This is a genomic window from Candidatus Poriferisodalis multihospitum, assembly GCF_028283155.1.
GTDB lineage: Bacteria > Actinomycetota > Acidimicrobiia > Acidimicrobiales > Poriferisodalaceae > Poriferisodalis > Poriferisodalis multihospitum.
Genome location: NZ_JAPYOK010000119.1, coordinates 1 through 16,009, shown reverse-complemented (window position 1 = coordinate 16,009; position 16,009 = coordinate 1). Strand labels below are relative to the sequence as shown.

General features: G+C 67.6%; 15 protein-coding genes. All 15 read right to left on the bottom strand.

The features are described from left to right. The coding region (locus VI480_RS14345) for a translation initiation factor IF-2 N-terminal domain-containing protein (protein ID WP_323673546.1) at positions 1-752 on the bottom strand (752 nt) is incomplete at its 3' end. Positions 753-851: 99 nt separating this feature from the next. Then, positions 852-2,111 carry a transcription termination factor NusA gene (gene nusA, locus VI480_RS14340; RefSeq protein ID WP_323673545.1) on the bottom strand — a complete coding sequence of 420 codons (1,260 nt, stop codon included), beginning with the start codon at positions 2,109-2,111 and terminating at the stop codon, positions 852-854. Continuing rightward, positions 2,108-2,671, bottom strand: coding sequence for a ribosome maturation factor RimP (locus VI480_RS14335; RefSeq protein WP_323673544.1), 564 nt, complete (start codon positions 2,669-2,671; stop codon positions 2,108-2,110). Before VI480_RS14335 ends, nusA begins: the two co-directional genes overlap by 4 nt. Before the next feature lie 215 nt (positions 2,672-2,886). Then, a complete protein-coding gene (ispG, locus tag VI480_RS14330) occupies positions 2,887-4,098 on the bottom strand; it encodes a flavodoxin-dependent (E)-4-hydroxy-3-methylbut-2-enyl-diphosphate synthase (protein WP_323673543.1) in 1,212 nt (403 codons plus the stop codon). A 13-nt stretch (positions 4,099-4,111) separates the two neighbouring features. After that, a complete protein-coding gene (locus VI480_RS14325) occupies positions 4,112-5,239 on the bottom strand; it encodes a M50 family metallopeptidase (protein ID WP_323673542.1) in 1,128 nt (375 codons plus the stop codon). 128 nt (positions 5,240-5,367) lie between these two features. Beyond that, positions 5,368-6,522 carry a 1-deoxy-D-xylulose-5-phosphate reductoisomerase gene (gene dxr / locus VI480_RS14320; protein WP_323673541.1) on the bottom strand — a complete coding sequence of 385 codons (1,155 nt, stop codon included), beginning with the start codon at positions 6,520-6,522 and terminating at the stop codon, positions 5,368-5,370. Positions 6,523-6,526: 4 nt separating this feature from the next. Then, positions 6,527-7,966 (bottom strand): phosphatidate cytidylyltransferase, encoded by a 1,440-nt coding sequence (locus tag VI480_RS14315; protein ID WP_323673540.1) that lies wholly within the window; start codon positions 7,964-7,966, stop codon positions 6,527-6,529. Between the two features lie 20 nt (positions 7,967-7,986). Continuing rightward, the gene (gene frr, locus VI480_RS14310; RefSeq protein ID WP_323673539.1) at positions 7,987-8,553 is read right to left on the bottom strand and encodes a ribosome recycling factor; all 567 of its coding nucleotides are present in this window, start codon (positions 8,551-8,553) and stop codon (positions 7,987-7,989) included. A gap of 43 nt (positions 8,554-8,596) precedes the next feature. Next, positions 8,597-9,346 carry a UMP kinase gene (pyrH, locus tag VI480_RS14305; protein WP_323673538.1) on the bottom strand — a complete coding sequence of 250 codons (750 nt, stop codon included), beginning with the start codon at positions 9,344-9,346 and terminating at the stop codon, positions 8,597-8,599. 29 nt (positions 9,347-9,375) lie between these two features. Continuing rightward, positions 9,376-10,182: a translation elongation factor Ts gene (gene tsf / locus VI480_RS14300; protein ID WP_323673537.1), complete on the bottom strand. Its 807-nt coding sequence runs from the start codon at positions 10,180-10,182 to the stop codon at positions 9,376-9,378. Position 10,183: 1 nt separating this feature from the next. Next, a complete protein-coding gene (gene rpsB / locus VI480_RS14295) occupies positions 10,184-11,248 on the bottom strand; it encodes a 30S ribosomal protein S2 (protein ID WP_323673536.1) in 1,065 nt (354 codons plus the stop codon). A 190-nt stretch (positions 11,249-11,438) separates the two neighbouring features. Continuing rightward, positions 11,439-11,933: a M23 family metallopeptidase gene (locus tag VI480_RS14290; RefSeq protein WP_323673535.1), complete on the bottom strand. Its 495-nt coding sequence runs from the start codon at positions 11,931-11,933 to the stop codon at positions 11,439-11,441. Between the two features lie 83 nt (positions 11,934-12,016). Further along, the gene (locus VI480_RS14285; RefSeq protein WP_416246703.1) at positions 12,017-12,949 is read right to left on the bottom strand and encodes a tyrosine-type recombinase/integrase; all 933 of its coding nucleotides are present in this window, start codon (positions 12,947-12,949) and stop codon (positions 12,017-12,019) included. Between the two features lie 63 nt (positions 12,950-13,012). Next, entirely contained in the window at positions 13,013-14,185 is a 1,173-nt protein-coding gene (gene dprA / locus VI480_RS14280) for a DNA-processing protein DprA (RefSeq protein WP_323673534.1), read from the bottom strand. Then, on the bottom strand, positions 14,182-15,708 hold the full coding sequence (locus tag VI480_RS14275) for a YifB family Mg chelatase-like AAA ATPase (protein WP_323673533.1): 1,527 nt from the start codon (positions 15,706-15,708) through the stop codon (positions 14,182-14,184). Before VI480_RS14275 ends, dprA begins: the two co-directional genes overlap by 4 nt. Positions 15,709-16,009: the final 301 nt, after the last annotated feature.

The following is a 16,009-nucleotide window of genomic DNA, read 5'->3' as shown; positions in this document are numbered from 1 at the left end:
GCAGGCGGGGGCGGGATCGGCCGGCCGTCGGCAGACTTCGGCGGCACCGGCAGACGAGAGGGGGGAGGCGGCAGCGCAGAGCCGGCCGCTTCGTCCGGCGCTGGCCTCGACGCTGCGGCTGGTTCCTCCGAGCGCGCTGCTGGACGCCCGGATGGCGGCAGAATCGGGCGCGCGGATTCCTGACCGCTTGAGGTGACCAGCCGCCGTGGTGGCGGTACCGGCGGCGGGGCACCCGCCGACGGCAGCGTGCTCGGCGGCGGGGTGCCAGACGGCGGCATGTCCGGCGGAGCGCTCGGTGCCGTCGGCGGAGCCGACTCGACCGCAGCAGCAGGTTGAGCTTCTGTCTCCGGGGACGTTTCTACGGCTGGCGCGGCTGCGGGCGCCGGTGGCGTGGCCTCGGAGGCCGGTGCCGCCTGCGCAGCCGGCCTCGACTCAGCCGGAGCCTTGCGAGCAGGGCGAGTCGGCGCCGGCGCCTGCCGTGCCTCCGCCGAGTCGTCACGCTGGGTTGCGCGCGAGGTAGCAGCGGCAGCCTTCGCCGGCGACTTGCGAGCCTTGCGTGCCTCGGGCGGCGGCTCGTCACGAATCAGTCCCTCACGCGTGGCCTTGCGCCGGACGCGGTCAGCCTGAGCGTCCTCCATGCTGGACGAGTGCGTCTTCACACCGATGCCCAACGACTCGCATACGTCGAGCACCTCGGTGAGCGTCATGCCCAGCTCTTTGGAGAGCTCGTGAACGCGGACTTTCTTCGGCAAGCGGTCGGTCTTTCTGTCGGAATCTCTGTCGAGAGTTGACGGGGCGCCCGGCGGGGCTCGGGAAACGAAACGGGGACGCGACGAGACGGGCCATCGGCCTCAAGGCGCCGTCGAGTCCGATGGAAGCGTACTGGGGTCGGTGTGAGCCTCTGCAGGGGCCGCGGCCACAGCATCGTCGGCCGGCACAGCATCGTTGGTCTGCACAGTCTTGCTGGTTTGCGCAGCGTCGCCTGCTTCGTCGCCGTCCTGATGCTCGGTGACGGCTTCGGACCACTGGCCTGCCGTGATGGCTTCGCTGCCGTCGGCGGGAACCCACGTCTGCTCGCCGGTGTCGGGGTTGGTGACCCACTCCCCCTCTGCCCACTCCTCGCCTGAGTAGCCGGCTTCCTCCTCGGCAATCTGGGTCTCGCTCTTGATGTCAATGCGCCAGCCGGTCAGCCGGGCCGCCAAGCGCGCGTTCTGACCCTCGCGGCCGATCGCCAGCGACAGCTGGTGATCGGGTACGACAACCTCGGCAACACCCTCTTCGGAATGAAAGCGGACTTCCCGCACCCGGGCCGGGGACAGCGCCTTCGCCACGAAGTCATGGAGGTCGTCGGAGAACGGGACGATGTCGATCTTCTCGCCTCGCAGCTCGTTCACGACCTGACGCACCCGGCTGCCGCGGGCACCCACGCACGCGCCAACTGGATCGATGTTGGGGTCATTCGACCAGACGGCAATCTTGGTGCGGTGGCCGGGCTCGCGTGCACAGGCCTTTAGTTCGACAACGCCATCGGAGATCTCGGGGACCTCCAGCTTGAACAGCTCGCGGATCAGTCCTGGATGCGTGCGCGACACGACGATCTGCGGACCCTTGGCGGTCTTGCGCACCTCCACGATGTACGCCTTGAGGCGGCTGTTGGGCTCGGGACGTTCGTAGGGAACCTGCTCGGACTGGGGCAGCAACGCCTCCACACGCCCCAAGTCGAGCAACGTGTAACGGGCATCGTTCTGCTGGATGATGCCGGTGACGATGTCGCCCTCGCGCCCGGCGTACTCGTCGTATTTCATGTCGCGCTCGACTTCGCGGATGCGCTGGTTCAGGACCTGCCGGACGGTCTGAGCCACGATCCTGCCCAAGTCGTGAGGCGTGTCGTCCCATTCGCGCACAACGTTGCCCAGTTCATCGACTTCCTGGGCGTACACCGTGATGTTGAACGACTCATCGATGATGACGTAGGCCTGCTCGGCGGCACCCTCGCGGCGCTTGTAGGCCGATTCGAGGCCGTTCGCGACCGCCTCAAGCAAGACCTCGGTGGTCATCCCCTTCTCGGCAGCGAGTGCTTGCAGCGCTTCCATGATCTCGGGGCTGTTCATCGTCCCTGCCTCCCTCGGCCCTTGTGCGGCGGTGAGCCCCATTCGAATGTCGTGCGGGCTTTGGCGATGTCGCCGAACGGCACCGACAGCATCTGACCAGCTCCCGGCTCGATCTGTTGCCCCGCGGCGGCATTGCCGGAAATCTCCTCGATGTGGATCGAAACCGCGGATCGGTCGGCTTCCAAGATCTCGCCGACGATGCGCCGGCGCAGCGGTCCGCTCGTGCGAATGACTGCTCGCTCGCCGACCGCGCTTGCAAAGTGCTCTGGACGCCGCAGGCTGCGCTCGAGCCCGGGGCTGGACACCTCAAGCACGTAGCGGCCGTCGATCAGGTCAGCGGCATCGAGTGCGGCGGACAGCCTGCGGCTGAGCTTGCTCAGCGCTTCAACGCCGATGGCACCACCCTCCGATGCCGTGGCCAGCACCACGAGCGTGCCGCCTCGCCATTGCACGTCGTAGAGGGCACAGCCGATCTCGGCGGCGATCGGCTCGGCGAGTGCGGTGAGCTGCGAAGGGTCGACGGCAGATGGGGCGCGCGAAACCGCAGCGGTGTCAGTCATCGCAACCTCCCTGTCCGCGTCGCCCCGGCCGCCCTCGGGGCTGTGCCTGCGGTACCAGCCCTTGCGGCCGAGCCACAAGGACCCGACCCACAAGAACATGGCGCAGAGCCCAGGTCCGACCGAAACTGTCCTGAAAGCATGACGCTACCAGCGCATGCGAAACGGCAGCGCGCAGATCGGTGTGCCCGCCTCCGAGCAGGCGAACCCCCCTGCTCTCAGCGGCGCCGTATGAGGGCGACGCGCTCGGCGGCCTGATTGACGTCCTCGCCCTGCTCGCTGACGAGCGCGGCGCGGTCGGCTTCGGCGGCTGCCGCTGCGCCGGCCTCTGCCCGCGACAGCGCCGCCTCGACGCCGTCGGCCGCGACGATCTCAGCCCAACTCACCAGCGCCGCGACCATCTCGTCCTCAGGCACCACAGACACGACCTGGCCCTTCACAAACAAATGGCCGCGGGATCGGCCCGCGGCAATCCCCAGGTCGGCACTGCGTGCCTCACCCGGCCCATTCACCACGCAGCCCATCACGGCAACTTGCACGGGCAGGTCGAGGTCACGGAACGCTTCTTGCGCCTCCTGGGTCACCGAGATCACGTCGACTTCAGCGCGGCCGCACGATGGGCAGGCAATGAGATCGGTGCCCGAACGCTCCCGCAGACCCAGCGCCTGGAGCAACTGCTGGCCAGCGGTGGCCTCCTGGACGGGGTCGGCGGTGAGGCTGTAGCGGATGGTGTCGCCGATGCCCTCGTTGAGCAACGTCGCGATGCCCGCAGTCGCCTTCACCAAGCCGGCGGGCGGGGGGCCAGCTTCGGTGACACCGAGATGCAGCGGGAAGTCGACCTCGTCGGCGAGCATCCGGTACGACTCCACCATCAGGGTCACGTCACTGGCCTTGACCGAGATCTTGACGTCGTCGAATCCCACCTCGTCGAAGTAGCCCAGCTCCCGCTTGGCCGACTCGACCAGCGCGGCCGGCGTCATGCCGAAGCGCGATTCGATGTCGGGATCGAGGGAGCCGCCATTGACGCCGATGCGGATCGGCACGCCGCGATCGCGGGCCTCCGTCGCGACTGCGCGAATCTGGTCGGGCTTGCGGATATTGCCCGGATTCAGCCGCAAGCACGCCACTCCGGCGTCGAGCGCGGCCAGCGCGAGCCGGTACTGGAAGTGAACGTCGGCCACAAGGGGCACGGGCGAACGCGGAACGATCTGCGCGAGCGCCTCAACGGCCGCTATGTCGTTGGCTGTGCATCGCACGATGTCGGCGCCCGCACCGGCCAGCGCGTAGATCTGCGCCAGCGTGCCATCGACATCGGATGTCTTGGTGGTGGTCATCGACTGCACCGATATGGGTGCCCCGCCACCCACTGCAACCGAGCCGACGTGCACCTGACGGGTCTGCCGACGGGTGTAGGTGCTGGACGTGCTCATGCGGCTCAGGCTCCTACAGATCGATCGGGTTGGCGATGTCGAGGTAGAGCAAACCGACCGCCAGCAGTATGAGGAAAACCGCCACGAATGTGGCGACGGGCGCAAGCTTGCGCGGATCGCTCAGGTATCGACCGCGTCCCCCGCGCTCTCGCCAGCGTTCGTAGGTCGCAACCGCCAGATGACCGCCATCCAGCGGCGGCAATGGCAGCAGATTGAAGACTCCGATGAAGATATTCGCGAATCCGAAGAACGCCACTCGATTGGACCATTCGATCGAGGAATGCGATAGGAGCTGACCGAACCCGTATATCCCCAGCGGACGTGTGCTCAGGTCCTCATTGGCAGTTGGATCGCCTGGAGGAGAAAGCACGCGGTCAACCAGCTCACCAAAGTTCGCGAACAACGACCACAATGCAATCGCCGTGTTCGGAACGGCGCGGCCGACATCGGCAAGCGCCCGCACCGCTGCGGTCGGCAGACCCACAGTCTCGTACGCGACAACCGATTGGACATTGACGCCAAGCAGGCCCGAGCTGGTCTCCGGGTCAGTCGCTACCGTCGCGTCGAGCGAGAGCAGATCGTCGTTGCGCTCGACCGTGAGCACCACACGTTCTCCCGGTCGAGACCGGATTTGCGATAAGAAATCATCCAAGTCCTCGGTGTTTGTGCCGGCTACTGCCACGATTCGGTCACCGACCTCGATGCCGGCCGCATGCGCAGGCCACACAACACCGCCAGTCCCAACCAAGACACCAGATACGCGCCACTGCTCGCTGTCGACGACAGGAGCCCCGAGTGCCGCGTGTGTTATCCCGAAAGCAACGAACCCGAGCACAAAATGCATGATGGAGCCGGCGCACAGCACCAGAACTCGCCGTGGATAGCTCTTGACGCGGAATGCACGGTGCTCATCACCAGGCTCCACGACATCATCGCGTGACATGCCGATGATTCGCACATACGCCCCCAGGGGCAATACGCGTAAGCCGTACGAAGTTTCACCTCGCCGGAATCCCCAGAGCCGCGGCCCGAATCCCAAGTAGAAATCGGTGACCTTCATCCCGACTGCGCGGGCGGTCACGTAGTGGCCCAATTCGTGCATGAGCAACATGCCGGCAATCACCCCGACAACTGCTGTCACCGTCACGACGGTGAGCGGGTAACTCCACGCCAGATAGCCGAGAACGACAAGCACTAGCGCCGCTCTGGCCCGGCGTGTCGTCGAGTTCGTCCGAGCGGGCAGCGGCTCTCGCCCGGGAGTGTGGCCTTTCATGCGCGGATGCCCATCACCGCAGCTGCCGCAGACCGGCGGCCCCCGCGATCCGCAGCGATGACCGCGTCGACGCTGTCCGCAGCGGCGCCATCGTGATGCTGCATCGCATTCGAGATCACGCGCTCGATTTCATGCCAGCGCAGCTGCCCGGCCAGGAATGCGCTGACGGCATGCTCGTTGGCGCCGTTCAGCCACGCGGGTGCGGTGCCGCCTGCTCGGCCCGCGTCGTACGCCAGGCGCAGACAGCCGAAGGTCTCGGTGTCAGGCAATTCGAAGTCGAGGCGACCGATCGCCGACCAGTCAACAGCGCCGAACGGCGTCCCGATGCGCTCGGGATAGGCCAGGGCGTAGCCGATCGGCAGGCGCATGTCCGGCAGGGAGAGCTGCGCGATGGTGCTGCCGTCGGCGAACGTCACCATCGAGTGAACTACCGACTGCGGCTGGATGACTACCTCGATCCCGTCGTAATCGATCCCGAACAGCTCGTGTGCCTCGATGACCTCGAGGCCCTTGTTCATGAGTGTCGAGGAGTCGACCGTGATCTTCGGGCCCATCGACCACGTGGGGTGCGCCAAAGCGTCCGCAATGGTCACCTCGCGCAGTTCGGCGGCAGCGCGACCGCGGAAGGGTCCGCCGCTGCCGGTGAGAATCAGCCGCTCCGGCGGTGCCGACTGGCCGACGAGGCACTGATGCAAGGCACTGTGCTCGCTGTCAACCGGGATGAGCTCGGCGCCGGCCACTGCTCGCAAAGGCTGCACCAGCGGTCCCGCGGCGATGAGGCTTTCCTTGTTCGCCAGCGCGAGGCGACGCCCGGCCCGAAGCGCGGCCAGAGTGACACCCAGGCCAGCGAAGCCCACCACGCCATTCACCACGACATCGGCCGTGCCAGCGAGATCAGCGAATGCGTCGGCACCGGCCAGAACCTCGACGCCGGCAGGCAACGCGGCACGCAGCTCCGACTCCAACCCAGCATCGCCGATGGCGACTGCTGCGGGCGCAAACTCGGTGGCTTGGGCTGCGAGTTCGCTCACTGAGCTGTGCGCAGCAAGAGCGACGGCCCGGAAACGGTCCGGCTCGGTGCGCATGACCTCCAGCGTCTGGGTGCCGATCGAACCCGTCGAGCCGAGCACCGCGACGGTCGTCGCGCCCATGCGCCTAGCCGACGACGAATGTGCCGACGAAGTACGCCGCCGGCAAGGAAAAGAGCAGCGCGTCGAAGCGATCGAAGACACCGCCGTGACCAGGCAGCAGGCTGCCCATGTCCTTGATGGCCACGTCGCGCTTGACCATCGACTGCGTCAGGTCGCCCAATGGTGCGGCAAGTGCGACGGCGAGGCTCAGCCACAGGGCGTCCAGCAGGCCGCCGGTCCACGGGAACACGCCAGGGAAGCGATTCAGCACAAGCGTGGTGATCACCACCGACAGCACGATTCCCCCGATGAGACCCTCGTGCGTCTTGCTCGGACTGATCCGCGCTGCGAGTCGGCTCTGGCCGGTCGTTCGACCGACGACATAGCCACCCACGTCGTATACCACCGTCCCGATCACGGCGGCGATCAGCATCGAGTCGCCGTTCGGCTCGCGCAGGATCAGCGCGGCGAACGATCCCAAGCCGCCAATCCACAGCAGACCGAGTGCCGTGATGGCCATGTTCGCCGTGGGATGGTCTCGCTCGACGCCGAACAGGAACCAGCAGAGGATGGTGACCGCTGAAACGGCCAGCACGATCGGGTAGGCCTCGACACCGCGCAGGTGCACAGCGACGGTCAAGCCTGCAACGCCCGCAAGACCTGCCAGGGTCGCCGGGCGGTAGCCCAGCGGCCGGGCGGCCCGGTAGAACTCTGCGGCGGCCAGCACCAGCACAATCGCGACGAGCGCGACGGTGGCTGCTTCGCCGAGCCGCAGCGCTCCGAAGAACAACGCGGCCAGCACCGCGCCCACCGCAATGGCGGCCGGCAGGTTGCGACCGGTGCCGCCGGAATCCGAAGGGGCATTGTGCAAGACAGTCCGGGTTTCGTCGCTCACAACCCCACGCTCCTCATAGTCCTGATTCCCCTCGCGCCAGTGTGATGCAGACGCATCGAGCTGAGCCCATTGAGCGAAGCGGTCGGTTTCGGATGGCGCGGCACCAGTCTCCGAAGGTACTTCGGCGACGGTTGGGGCCGCAGCGACAGGCGCCAGATCGGCGGCGGACGTGGCGGCAGCCTCAGCGGGCGGCGTCTCTGGCATCTCGGCCGGCGTTGATGAGGCTTCAGCAGGCGGGATCGGCGGCGGTGTCGTTTCATCGGGCGAATCGAACAGCGGTTCAAGGTTCTCTGCCGCGGGTGCCTCGGGGTCGGGAGTCGCTGGAGTCTCGCCGGCGAGGCGCGGGTCGTCGGGAAGTTGGGGGAACAGGCGCGAGCCGCCGCGGCGCTCTGGCTCCGTGGTCGTCGCTTCGGGTTCCGCGGGCTGCACAGCCGGCTCATCCGGCGCGGGAGCGTCGTCGGAATCGAAGTTCACCAGCGGCCGGGTCGAGCCCAGCGGATCGTCGGCGCCCGCCGGATCGCTGGGATCGGAACCGGAGTGGGCCGGCGGATGCGCGCTGCTTTCGGACATCTACCTTCACACCTGCTCGGTCAGACCTCGAGGAGTTCTTGCTCCTTGGCATCCAACGCCCGGTCAATGTCTCCGACGAATTTGGCGGTGTCGGCGTCGAGCTCCTGTTCGAAGCTTCGCTTCTGGTCGGCGGAGATCTCCTTCTCCTTTTCGAGCGTATCGAGATCGTGACGAGCGCTGCGACGCAGATTGCGCACCGCGACGCGCCCGTCCTCGGCCATCTGCTTCACCACGCGTACCAGATCCCTGCGCCGATCCTCGGTCAAGGGAGGAAAGAGCAATCGCAGGACATGGCCATCGCTCGATGGATTGATGCCAAGGTCAGACTCCATCACCGCCTTGGAGATGGCGTCGAGCGCCCCCCGGTCGAACGGCTGGATGACCAGCATGCGTGCCTCCGGCACCGAGAATCCCGCGAGCTGCTGCAACGGAACGGCTGCGCCGTAGTAGTCGACTTGCAGCTTCTCGACCAGCGCTGGTGTTGCGCGGCCTGTCCGGACGGTGGCGAAGTTGCCGCGGGCGTGTTCGACAGCGCTGCGCATCCGTTCGCGAGCATCCGCACAGATCTCAGCGGCGAATTCGCTCACCCGACCAGCGTAGCTATGACCGGTCGGGAGTGGCCGTCACCTGTCAGCGCACCAGCGTGCCAAGCGCTTCGCCTTCGACGACGCGGCGGAAATTTCCCTGCGTCATCAGGTCGAACACCACGATGGGAGTGGCATTGTCCTTGCACACGGCGATCGCCGCGGAGTCCATCACCGCGAGCTCCCGGGACAGCACTTCCAGAAAGGTGACTTCGCTGAGGAGCTGAGCATCTGGATCGGTCTGCGGATCGGCCGTATAGACGCCGTTGACACCGGAATGAGTGCCCTTCAGCACGACATCGGCGTCGACTTCCGCAGCGCGCAACGCAGCCGCGGTGTCGGTTGTGAAGAACGGGTTGCCGGTGCCCGCCGCAAAGATCACTACCCGGCCTTTCTCCAGGTGGCGCACAGCCCGGCGCCGGATATAGGGCTCTGCGATCTGTGCCATGCCGATGGCGGTCATCACACGGGTGGGCACTTCTCTGCGTTCGAGCGCATCTTGCAACGCCAGCGCATTGATGACGGTGGCGAGCATGCCCATGTGGTCGGACTGGGCGCGATCCATGCCGCCGATCGAGCCCGCCATGCCGCGCCAGATGTTGCCGCCGCCGACGACGACCGCTATATCAACCTTCAACGAGGTCCAGACGTCGGCAATCTCCGACGCCAGCGAATCCACCACAGCGGCGCTGACGTTGTTCCCTCCGGCGTCAGCCAACGCCTCGCCCGACAGCTTCAGCACCACCCGCTTCCACTCACGGGCTGCGCTCTCTCGCGGATCTTCCGGTTGCGTCACCGGGGTCACCGCCGCAGCCACAGCGATGCTCAGCGGCCGATCTCGACTTGGGCGAAACGCGTCACGCTCGCCGCTCCGACGAGATCGGCAATTGTTCGCTTCTCGTCCTTCACGAACTTCTGCTCCATGAGCGTGTGCTCACGCAGGTAACCCGTCAGGCGGCCCTCGACGATCTTCGGCAGCGCCGCCTCGGGCTTGCCCTCATTCCGGCTGATCGCCTCGAAGGTCGCCCGCTCCCGGTCAAGGACCTCCGTGGGCACGTCCGAGCGCCGGATGTAGGTGGGGCGGCTGCTCGCGATGTGCAACGCCACATCGTGAGCAAGCTCCGGCGTGGCCCCCTGGATCTCCACCAGCACAGCATTGACGCCACGGCCATTCTGCTGGTGGACGTAGGCGTCGATGCAGGAGCCGGCGGGGGCCTCGAAGCGCTCGACCGTGCCGACTGCGATGTTCTCTTTGAGCGTCATCTTCAGATCGTCGATGACGGCTGCCGCGTCGGCGACGGCAGACGCACCGACTGCGATCACATCGGTCAGCATCTTGTCCGCCATTGACAGAAACCCGTCAGACTTGGCGACGAAGTCTGTCTCGCAGCGCAACTCGACGATGGCGCCGACGGAGCCGTTGCCACTGTCAATCACGCGCGCCACAACGACGCCGTCGCTGTTGTCACGATCTGCTCGTGCCGCGGACTTGGCGATGCCGTTCTCGCGCAGCCACTGGGCCGCGGCATCGGCGTTTCCATCGCATCGGGTCAGCGCGTTCTTTGCATCCATCATCCCGGCGCCGGTGGCGTGTCGCAGGGCCTGCACGTCCTTCGCTGTGAACGCCGCCATGTCAGGACGCTCCTTGTGATGCAGATGAAGGGGCGAGGGCTTCAGCCCCGGTGGCATCGCCCGCAGGCTCGCCGGTCTCGGCGGCAGGCTCGGCAGACGCGGACGCATCGCTGGTGGATGCGTCCGGCACAGATGCCTCGGCAGCGGCGACTGCGTCACCGCCGACATCAGCCGCTGCGGCAGGGGCCTCAGCCGACCGCATGTCTGGAACGGCGGCAGCAGCAGCGGCCTTCTTGGCCTGATCAGCGGCAATTCGGGCTTCCCGGGCCGCAGCCTCGGCCATGGCGGCCCGCTGTGCCTCGGCCTGCTGTGCAGCGATGCGTGCCTCTTCCTCAGGCGAGCGCTCGCCTGCCGGCGCCACCACCACGCCGCTGCGCTCGGCCATGTATCGGCCTTCCAACGCGGCGTCGGCGATGACACGGCACAGCAGTTCGGTCGAGCGGATGGCGTCGTCGTTGCCGGGGATGACGTAGGTGATCGGATCGGGATCGGAGTTCGAGTCGGCGACGGCGACCACTGGAAGCTTCAGCCGAACAGCCTCGGCCACCGCGATGTGCTCCTTCGGGGTGTCGAGCACGAAGACGGCGTCTGGCAGCTTGTCCATGTTCCGGATGCCGTTCAGGTTGCGCTGCAGCTTGGTGAGCTCACGGGTATGCAGCAGGGCTTCCTTCTTCGGCATGTTGTTGAAATCGCCGGCGGACTGCATGCGCTCGTACTCGAGCATCTTGGTGACCCGGCCGCGGATCGTGCGGAAGTTGGTGAGCATCCCGCCCAGCCAACGCTGATTCACATACGGCATGCCGCACGCATTGGCATGGCGCTGGATCGGATACTGGGCCTGGCGCTTGGTGCCGACGAACAGGATCGTGCCGCCACCGGCCACGGTGTCGCGCACATAGGCGTAGGCGTCTTCGAGAAGTTGAAGCGTCTGCCGGAGATCGATGATGTAGATGCCGTTGCGCTCGCCCCACAGGAACCGTTCCATCTTCGGATTCCAGCGACGGGTTTGGTGGCCGAAATGCACGCCGGCGGCGAGCAGGTCGGACATGGTCACAACAGCGGACATGAATGCTCCTCCCCACGGTTCGAATCTCTGCACCGAGGACGACGCCGCTTTGGCAGCGGCGACCGTGGGGTCGCCCCGGCTGGTCAGTGAATGGTCGATGGCATTGCGATCTCGGCGAGACGCGCTGGCGCAGACTCCGGCTTCCGGGAGACTCGGCCTCCTGAATGCCAGGCCTCCGTCGGCGTGAGCCTCAGAGCACCGCATTGCCGACGCCGGAGTGTAACCAGCGCAGTTGCAGGCGATACACGGCGGGCGACGAGGGGACGAGATGCGGGCGGCCAAGCGACGGCTGCCCACTTGGGCTGCGACGGCTGCCGAAAATCTGTGCCGGGTCGAGATAAGTCTCGCCCCGGCGCACGCCGATATGCAGCCGATCACCCGTGGCGCCGAGTTCTTGTCGTTGCCGGACCCGTTCGCCTCTGCGTACGCCGATCGACGCAACCCCCGAGTACGACACTCGCAGACCGTCGGGATGGCTCACCGTGACATGCAATCGGCCGCCTACCGGCCCGGCGAAGCTGACGACTCCATCGGCCGCAGCCCAGAACGCCGAGCCGGGCTGCGTCGCGAACTCGAGACCGCGATTGCCGGGTCCGTACGGGTTGTCCGGCGGCCGGAAGGGGTCCACGACGGTGCCGTGCACAGGCCAGATGTAGCCGAGCGCCGGCCCAGACTGTGCGGGCACGGATTGCGCTGGCACCGCCTGTGCCCACGCCGGGCCGCTTGCGACAGCCAGTACGGCCGCGCCCGCAACAGCGAATGCAATTGTCAGGCGCGCGGGTGCGCCGACTCGTACACCTCCCGGAGACGCTCCCTGCTGACCCGGGTGTAGATCTGCGTGGTCGCGAGTCGCCTGTGGCCGAGCAGTTCCTGCACCACGCGCAGGTCGGCTCCGCCGTCCAGCAGATGAGTGGCATAGGTGTGTCGCAGGGCATGCGGATGGGTTGGCGTGGCAGCGTGGCGATCCAGGATCCGCTGCACGTCCCGGGTGCCGAGCCGGTTGCCGCGCAGGTTCACCAGCAGCGCCGCAGGGTCGCGCTCGGCCGGCTCGCGCAGCCGCTGCCCGTCGAACTCGTCGCTGCCGCCGTCGCGCCAAGCGGCGAGCAGCGCCATGGCCGGCTCGCTGAGCGGCACCCGGCGATGCCTGGCGCCCTTGCCGATCACCTCGATGTGAGCGCTGCCGGGCCGGAAGGCGCCGCGATCGAGCTGGCAGAGCTCGGCGACGCGCAGGCCGCTGCCGTAGAGCAGCTCGAGCACGAGCCGGTCGCGCAGCTCGGTCGGATCGTTTGGCACGGTGCCGTCGCCCAGCATCTCGGACACTTCGGCCGCACCCAGCACGCGCGGCAAGCGTCCCGAGCCAGCCGGCGCGACTAGCCCGAGCGCCGGGTCGACCCCGATGGTGCCTTGGCGCGCCAGCCACCCGAAGTAACGCCTCAATGCGGACGCTTTGCGAGCCACCGAGCGTCGCGACAGCCCACGCACCGACAGGAATGCGATGTATCGGCGCAGCCAGCGCCGATCGACGTCGCTGGGCACGTTGAGCCCAGCCCGGGACGCCCACTCTGCGAACTGGCGCAGATCCGAACGGTAGGCGCGCTTGGTGGAATCCGATGCCGCAGTCAGCGACAGAACGAACTCGGGGACTCGCCACACCGGCGGCGTCCCACTCTCCAGACGCGACGTTGCCAGACCCACAGTCACCAGAACCACAGTACCGAGAGGTCCCCACTGGTTCGCAAGCCCCGCCACGGCGACGTCGGGTCCTCATCGGGCCTTCTCCCACCAACCACCGGCCTCGCTGGCCCAGCCCGACAGCTGCAGGCGACCGAGCGATGACGCCAGTTCGCCCAGACTTGTGCCGGTGAGCAACGCCATCTCATCGAGCGTGCGCGGTCCGGCACTGAGCTCGTCCAGAACCCGTTGGTCGAGCGGTTCCGCAGGCGCCGCCGGGAGTCCGAGACCGTTGGGCACAGCGTCGCCGCGACCAGGCTCGCCCAACGCCGCCAACACGTCGGCCACATCACAAACGGGAGCGCATCCTTCGGCGAGGAGCCGGTTGGTGCCGGCTGAGGCGGCGCTGGTAATCGGCCCTGGCACCGCCATGACCGGCCGGTCCCGCTCGGCGGCGGCATCCACTGTGTACATCGAGCCGCCTGCCGAACCCGATTCGACCACCACCAGCACCTCGCAGAGGGCCGCCACGATCCGATTGCGCGCCGGGAACTGCCACTGCGCAGCGCGCCGGCCGAGCGGGTACTCGCTCAGCAGCGTCCCGTGCCGTGCCACATCGGCCCACAGTGTCCGGTTCGAGGCCGGGTACACCTGATCCAGCCCGCTGCCGACGATGCCGATGACCGATCCGCCCGCGTCGAGTGCTGCTCGCTGGGCGATGCCGTCGATGCCGGTCGCCAGTCCCGACACCACTGCTACACCGGCTGCTGCGAGGCCCGACCCGAGCTGCTGCGCCACTGTGCGCCCGTAGGCAGTGCATCGTCGTGTGCCCACTACACCGACGCGCCGGACCTGCGGATCGATCACAGAGCCTTGGCCGAACAGCAGCGCAGGCGGCTCGGGGTCTGACTCCCAAATCTCAGCTGCATCGCTGCGACCAGGCACGGACAGCCAGATGCCTTCTCGCGCATGCGCGGCGAGCAAGTCGGCGCCGACCGGATGCCCGTCGATTGCCGCATGCTCGAACGCCGATGCGATCTGTCGCCGCCATGTCGCGATCAGCGTCTCGTCGACACCGCGGCATGACCGCAACTCCGCCAGCGCCGCTGCCCGCCCGGCACGCAGCTGATCGATGGCTTCGGGCGCGTCACGACCGGTCAGCAAGGCGCGCACCCGCGCCGGGCCCATGTGCGGCAGCGAACACAGCGCCGCCAGCGCGCCCAGCTCGGCTCGCTCCTTTGACGATGCGCTCGCTCCAGCGGTCATGGCGCGGCGCCTGCGGCCACGGGCGCGTGCAGGTTGCCGACGCTGGCGCGCAGCATGAGCGCTTCGTCGAGGCGTTCAGCATCGACGAGCGGTTCGTCCCCGGCGAGATCGCACAGCGTGAGTGCAACGCAGCGCACGCGATGCAGCCCGCGGCCGCTGAGCAGCCCGCCGCGCAGTCGCTCACGTAGCGCGGCGTGGGCAGCAGGTGTGAGCGGGGCGAAGTGCTCGAGCTGCTCGCCGGTCAGCTCGACATTGGCCTCGACACCCCGAGACGCGGCCCGCTCGCGAGCCGCCGCCACCCGGCTGGCCACTGCGACGGTCGGCTCGCCGCGGATGCCGTCGAGCAATTGGTCGGGATCGGGCGGCCGCACCTGGATGCGGAGATCGAAGCGGTCGAGCAGCGGCCCCGAGAGGCGCCGGAGGTATCGCTGGCGGACGAGGTCCGAGCAACGGCACGAGTTCGGCCGGCCGGCTTGGCCACACGGGCAAGGATTCATGGCCGCCACAAGCAAGAAGCGAGTCGGAAACGAACACGTTCCCAATGCTCGGCTCACTCGAACGACACCTTCTTCGAGCGGCTGACGCATGGCATCGAGCACGCTGGGCGCGAACTCGCCGAGCTCGTCGAGGAACAGCACACCCCGGTGTGCAAGCGAGATCTCTCCAGGGCGAATCGCATTCGTGCCACCGCCGATCAGCGCGGTCACGGTGGCGGTGTGATGGGGGCTGCGGAGAAGCGGCCGAGTGGCCAAGCCGGTGGGCAGCGGCAAACCCGCTGCCGACTGCACCCGGGTGGCCTCCATCGCGCACTGCCGGCTGAGCGCAGGCAGCAGGCCCACCAACCGACGGGCCAGCATCGTCTTGCCAGCGCCCGGCGGACCCAGCATCAGCAAGTGGTGACCGCCTGCCGCGGCAACCTCGACCGCTCTTCGGGCGGAGGGCTGCCCGATCACGTCACTGAGATCAGGTACCGGTACGGGGGACGGCTGTGGCGGAACAGGCGGCGGATCGGGCCACGGCGCGCGCCCGGCGAGCACCGACGCGAGCTCGCCCAGAGTGCGAACCGGGTGAACATCTCGCGGACTTGCTGCGAGCGCAACGTGATAGGCCTCGGACGCAACGACGACCGCGTCGTCGCGAAGAGCGTCGGTGAGCGGCAGCACGCCGGCCGTGCCCCTGACGGCTCCATCGAGGCCCAGTTCGCCCAGGAACGCCTTCCCGCGCAGCGACTCGGCTGGCACTTGCTCGGTGACAGCGAGCACGGCCACTGCCATGGCCACGTCGAGGACCGCGCCACCCTTGCGCAGGCCCGACGGCGCCAGGTTGACGGTGACACGACTGTCGGGCCAGTCGAGTCCCGACGACAGCACCGCCGCCCGAACCCGGTCGCGCGCTTCGCGGCAGGCGGCATCGGGCAGCCCGACAATGGTGAATGACGGCAGTCCGTTCGAGGTGTGCACCTCAACCGTGACGACGTGACCGTCGACGCCGACCAGTGTCGCGGTCGTTGCAGTAGCCAGCATGGGCATCCTCCGGCAGCTCGGATCGGACGCAACGCCGAGGCGGCGCAGTCCGGATTCGACGAAGAAGCCCGCCGGGGGCAACGATCGGTACAGCGGCGTCGGTGACGTCCGACCTGCTGAGACTGCATCACGGCATACGTGCCATCGCTGCAGCCTCGAGGGAGGACCGTACACCGGGTCTGCCCACAGCAGGCCGCCATTTTCGAGCCTTCGCGTTTTTGTGGGATGGGGCTGCTGGGATCGGTGGCATCAGGTTAGGTGGCGAGGATGCCGCGGGCTTCGAAGTTGGCGTGGTTGGTGA

Coding starts and splice junctions, on each gene's coding strand:
- nusA (WP_323673545.1), bottom strand. CDS start 2,111: ATGAACAGCCCCGAGATCATGGAAGCGCTGCAAGCACTCGCTGCCGAG.
- VI480_RS14335 (WP_323673544.1), bottom strand. CDS start 2,671: ATGACTGACACCGCTGCGGTTTCGCGCGCCCCATCTGCCGTCGACCCT.
- ispG (WP_323673543.1), bottom strand. CDS start 4,098: ATGAGCACGTCCAGCACCTACACCCGTCGGCAGACCCGTCAGGTGCAC.
- dxr (WP_323673541.1), bottom strand. CDS start 6,522: ATGGGCGCGACGACCGTCGCGGTGCTCGGCTCGACGGGTTCGATCGGC.
- VI480_RS14315 (WP_323673540.1), bottom strand. CDS start 7,966: ATGTCCGAAAGCAGCGCGCATCCGCCGGCCCACTCCGGTTCCGATCCC.
- tsf (WP_323673537.1), bottom strand. CDS start 10,182: ATGGCGGCGTTCACAGCGAAGGACGTGCAGGCCCTGCGACACGCCACC.
- rpsB (WP_323673536.1), bottom strand. CDS start 11,248: ATGTCCGCTGTTGTGACCATGTCCGACCTGCTCGCCGCCGGCGTGCAT.
- dprA (WP_323673534.1), bottom strand. CDS start 14,185: ATGACCGCTGGAGCGAGCGCATCGTCAAAGGAGCGAGCCGAGCTGGGC.
- VI480_RS14275 (WP_323673533.1), bottom strand. CDS start 15,708: ATGCTGGCTACTGCAACGACCGCGACACTGGTCGGCGTCGACGGTCAC.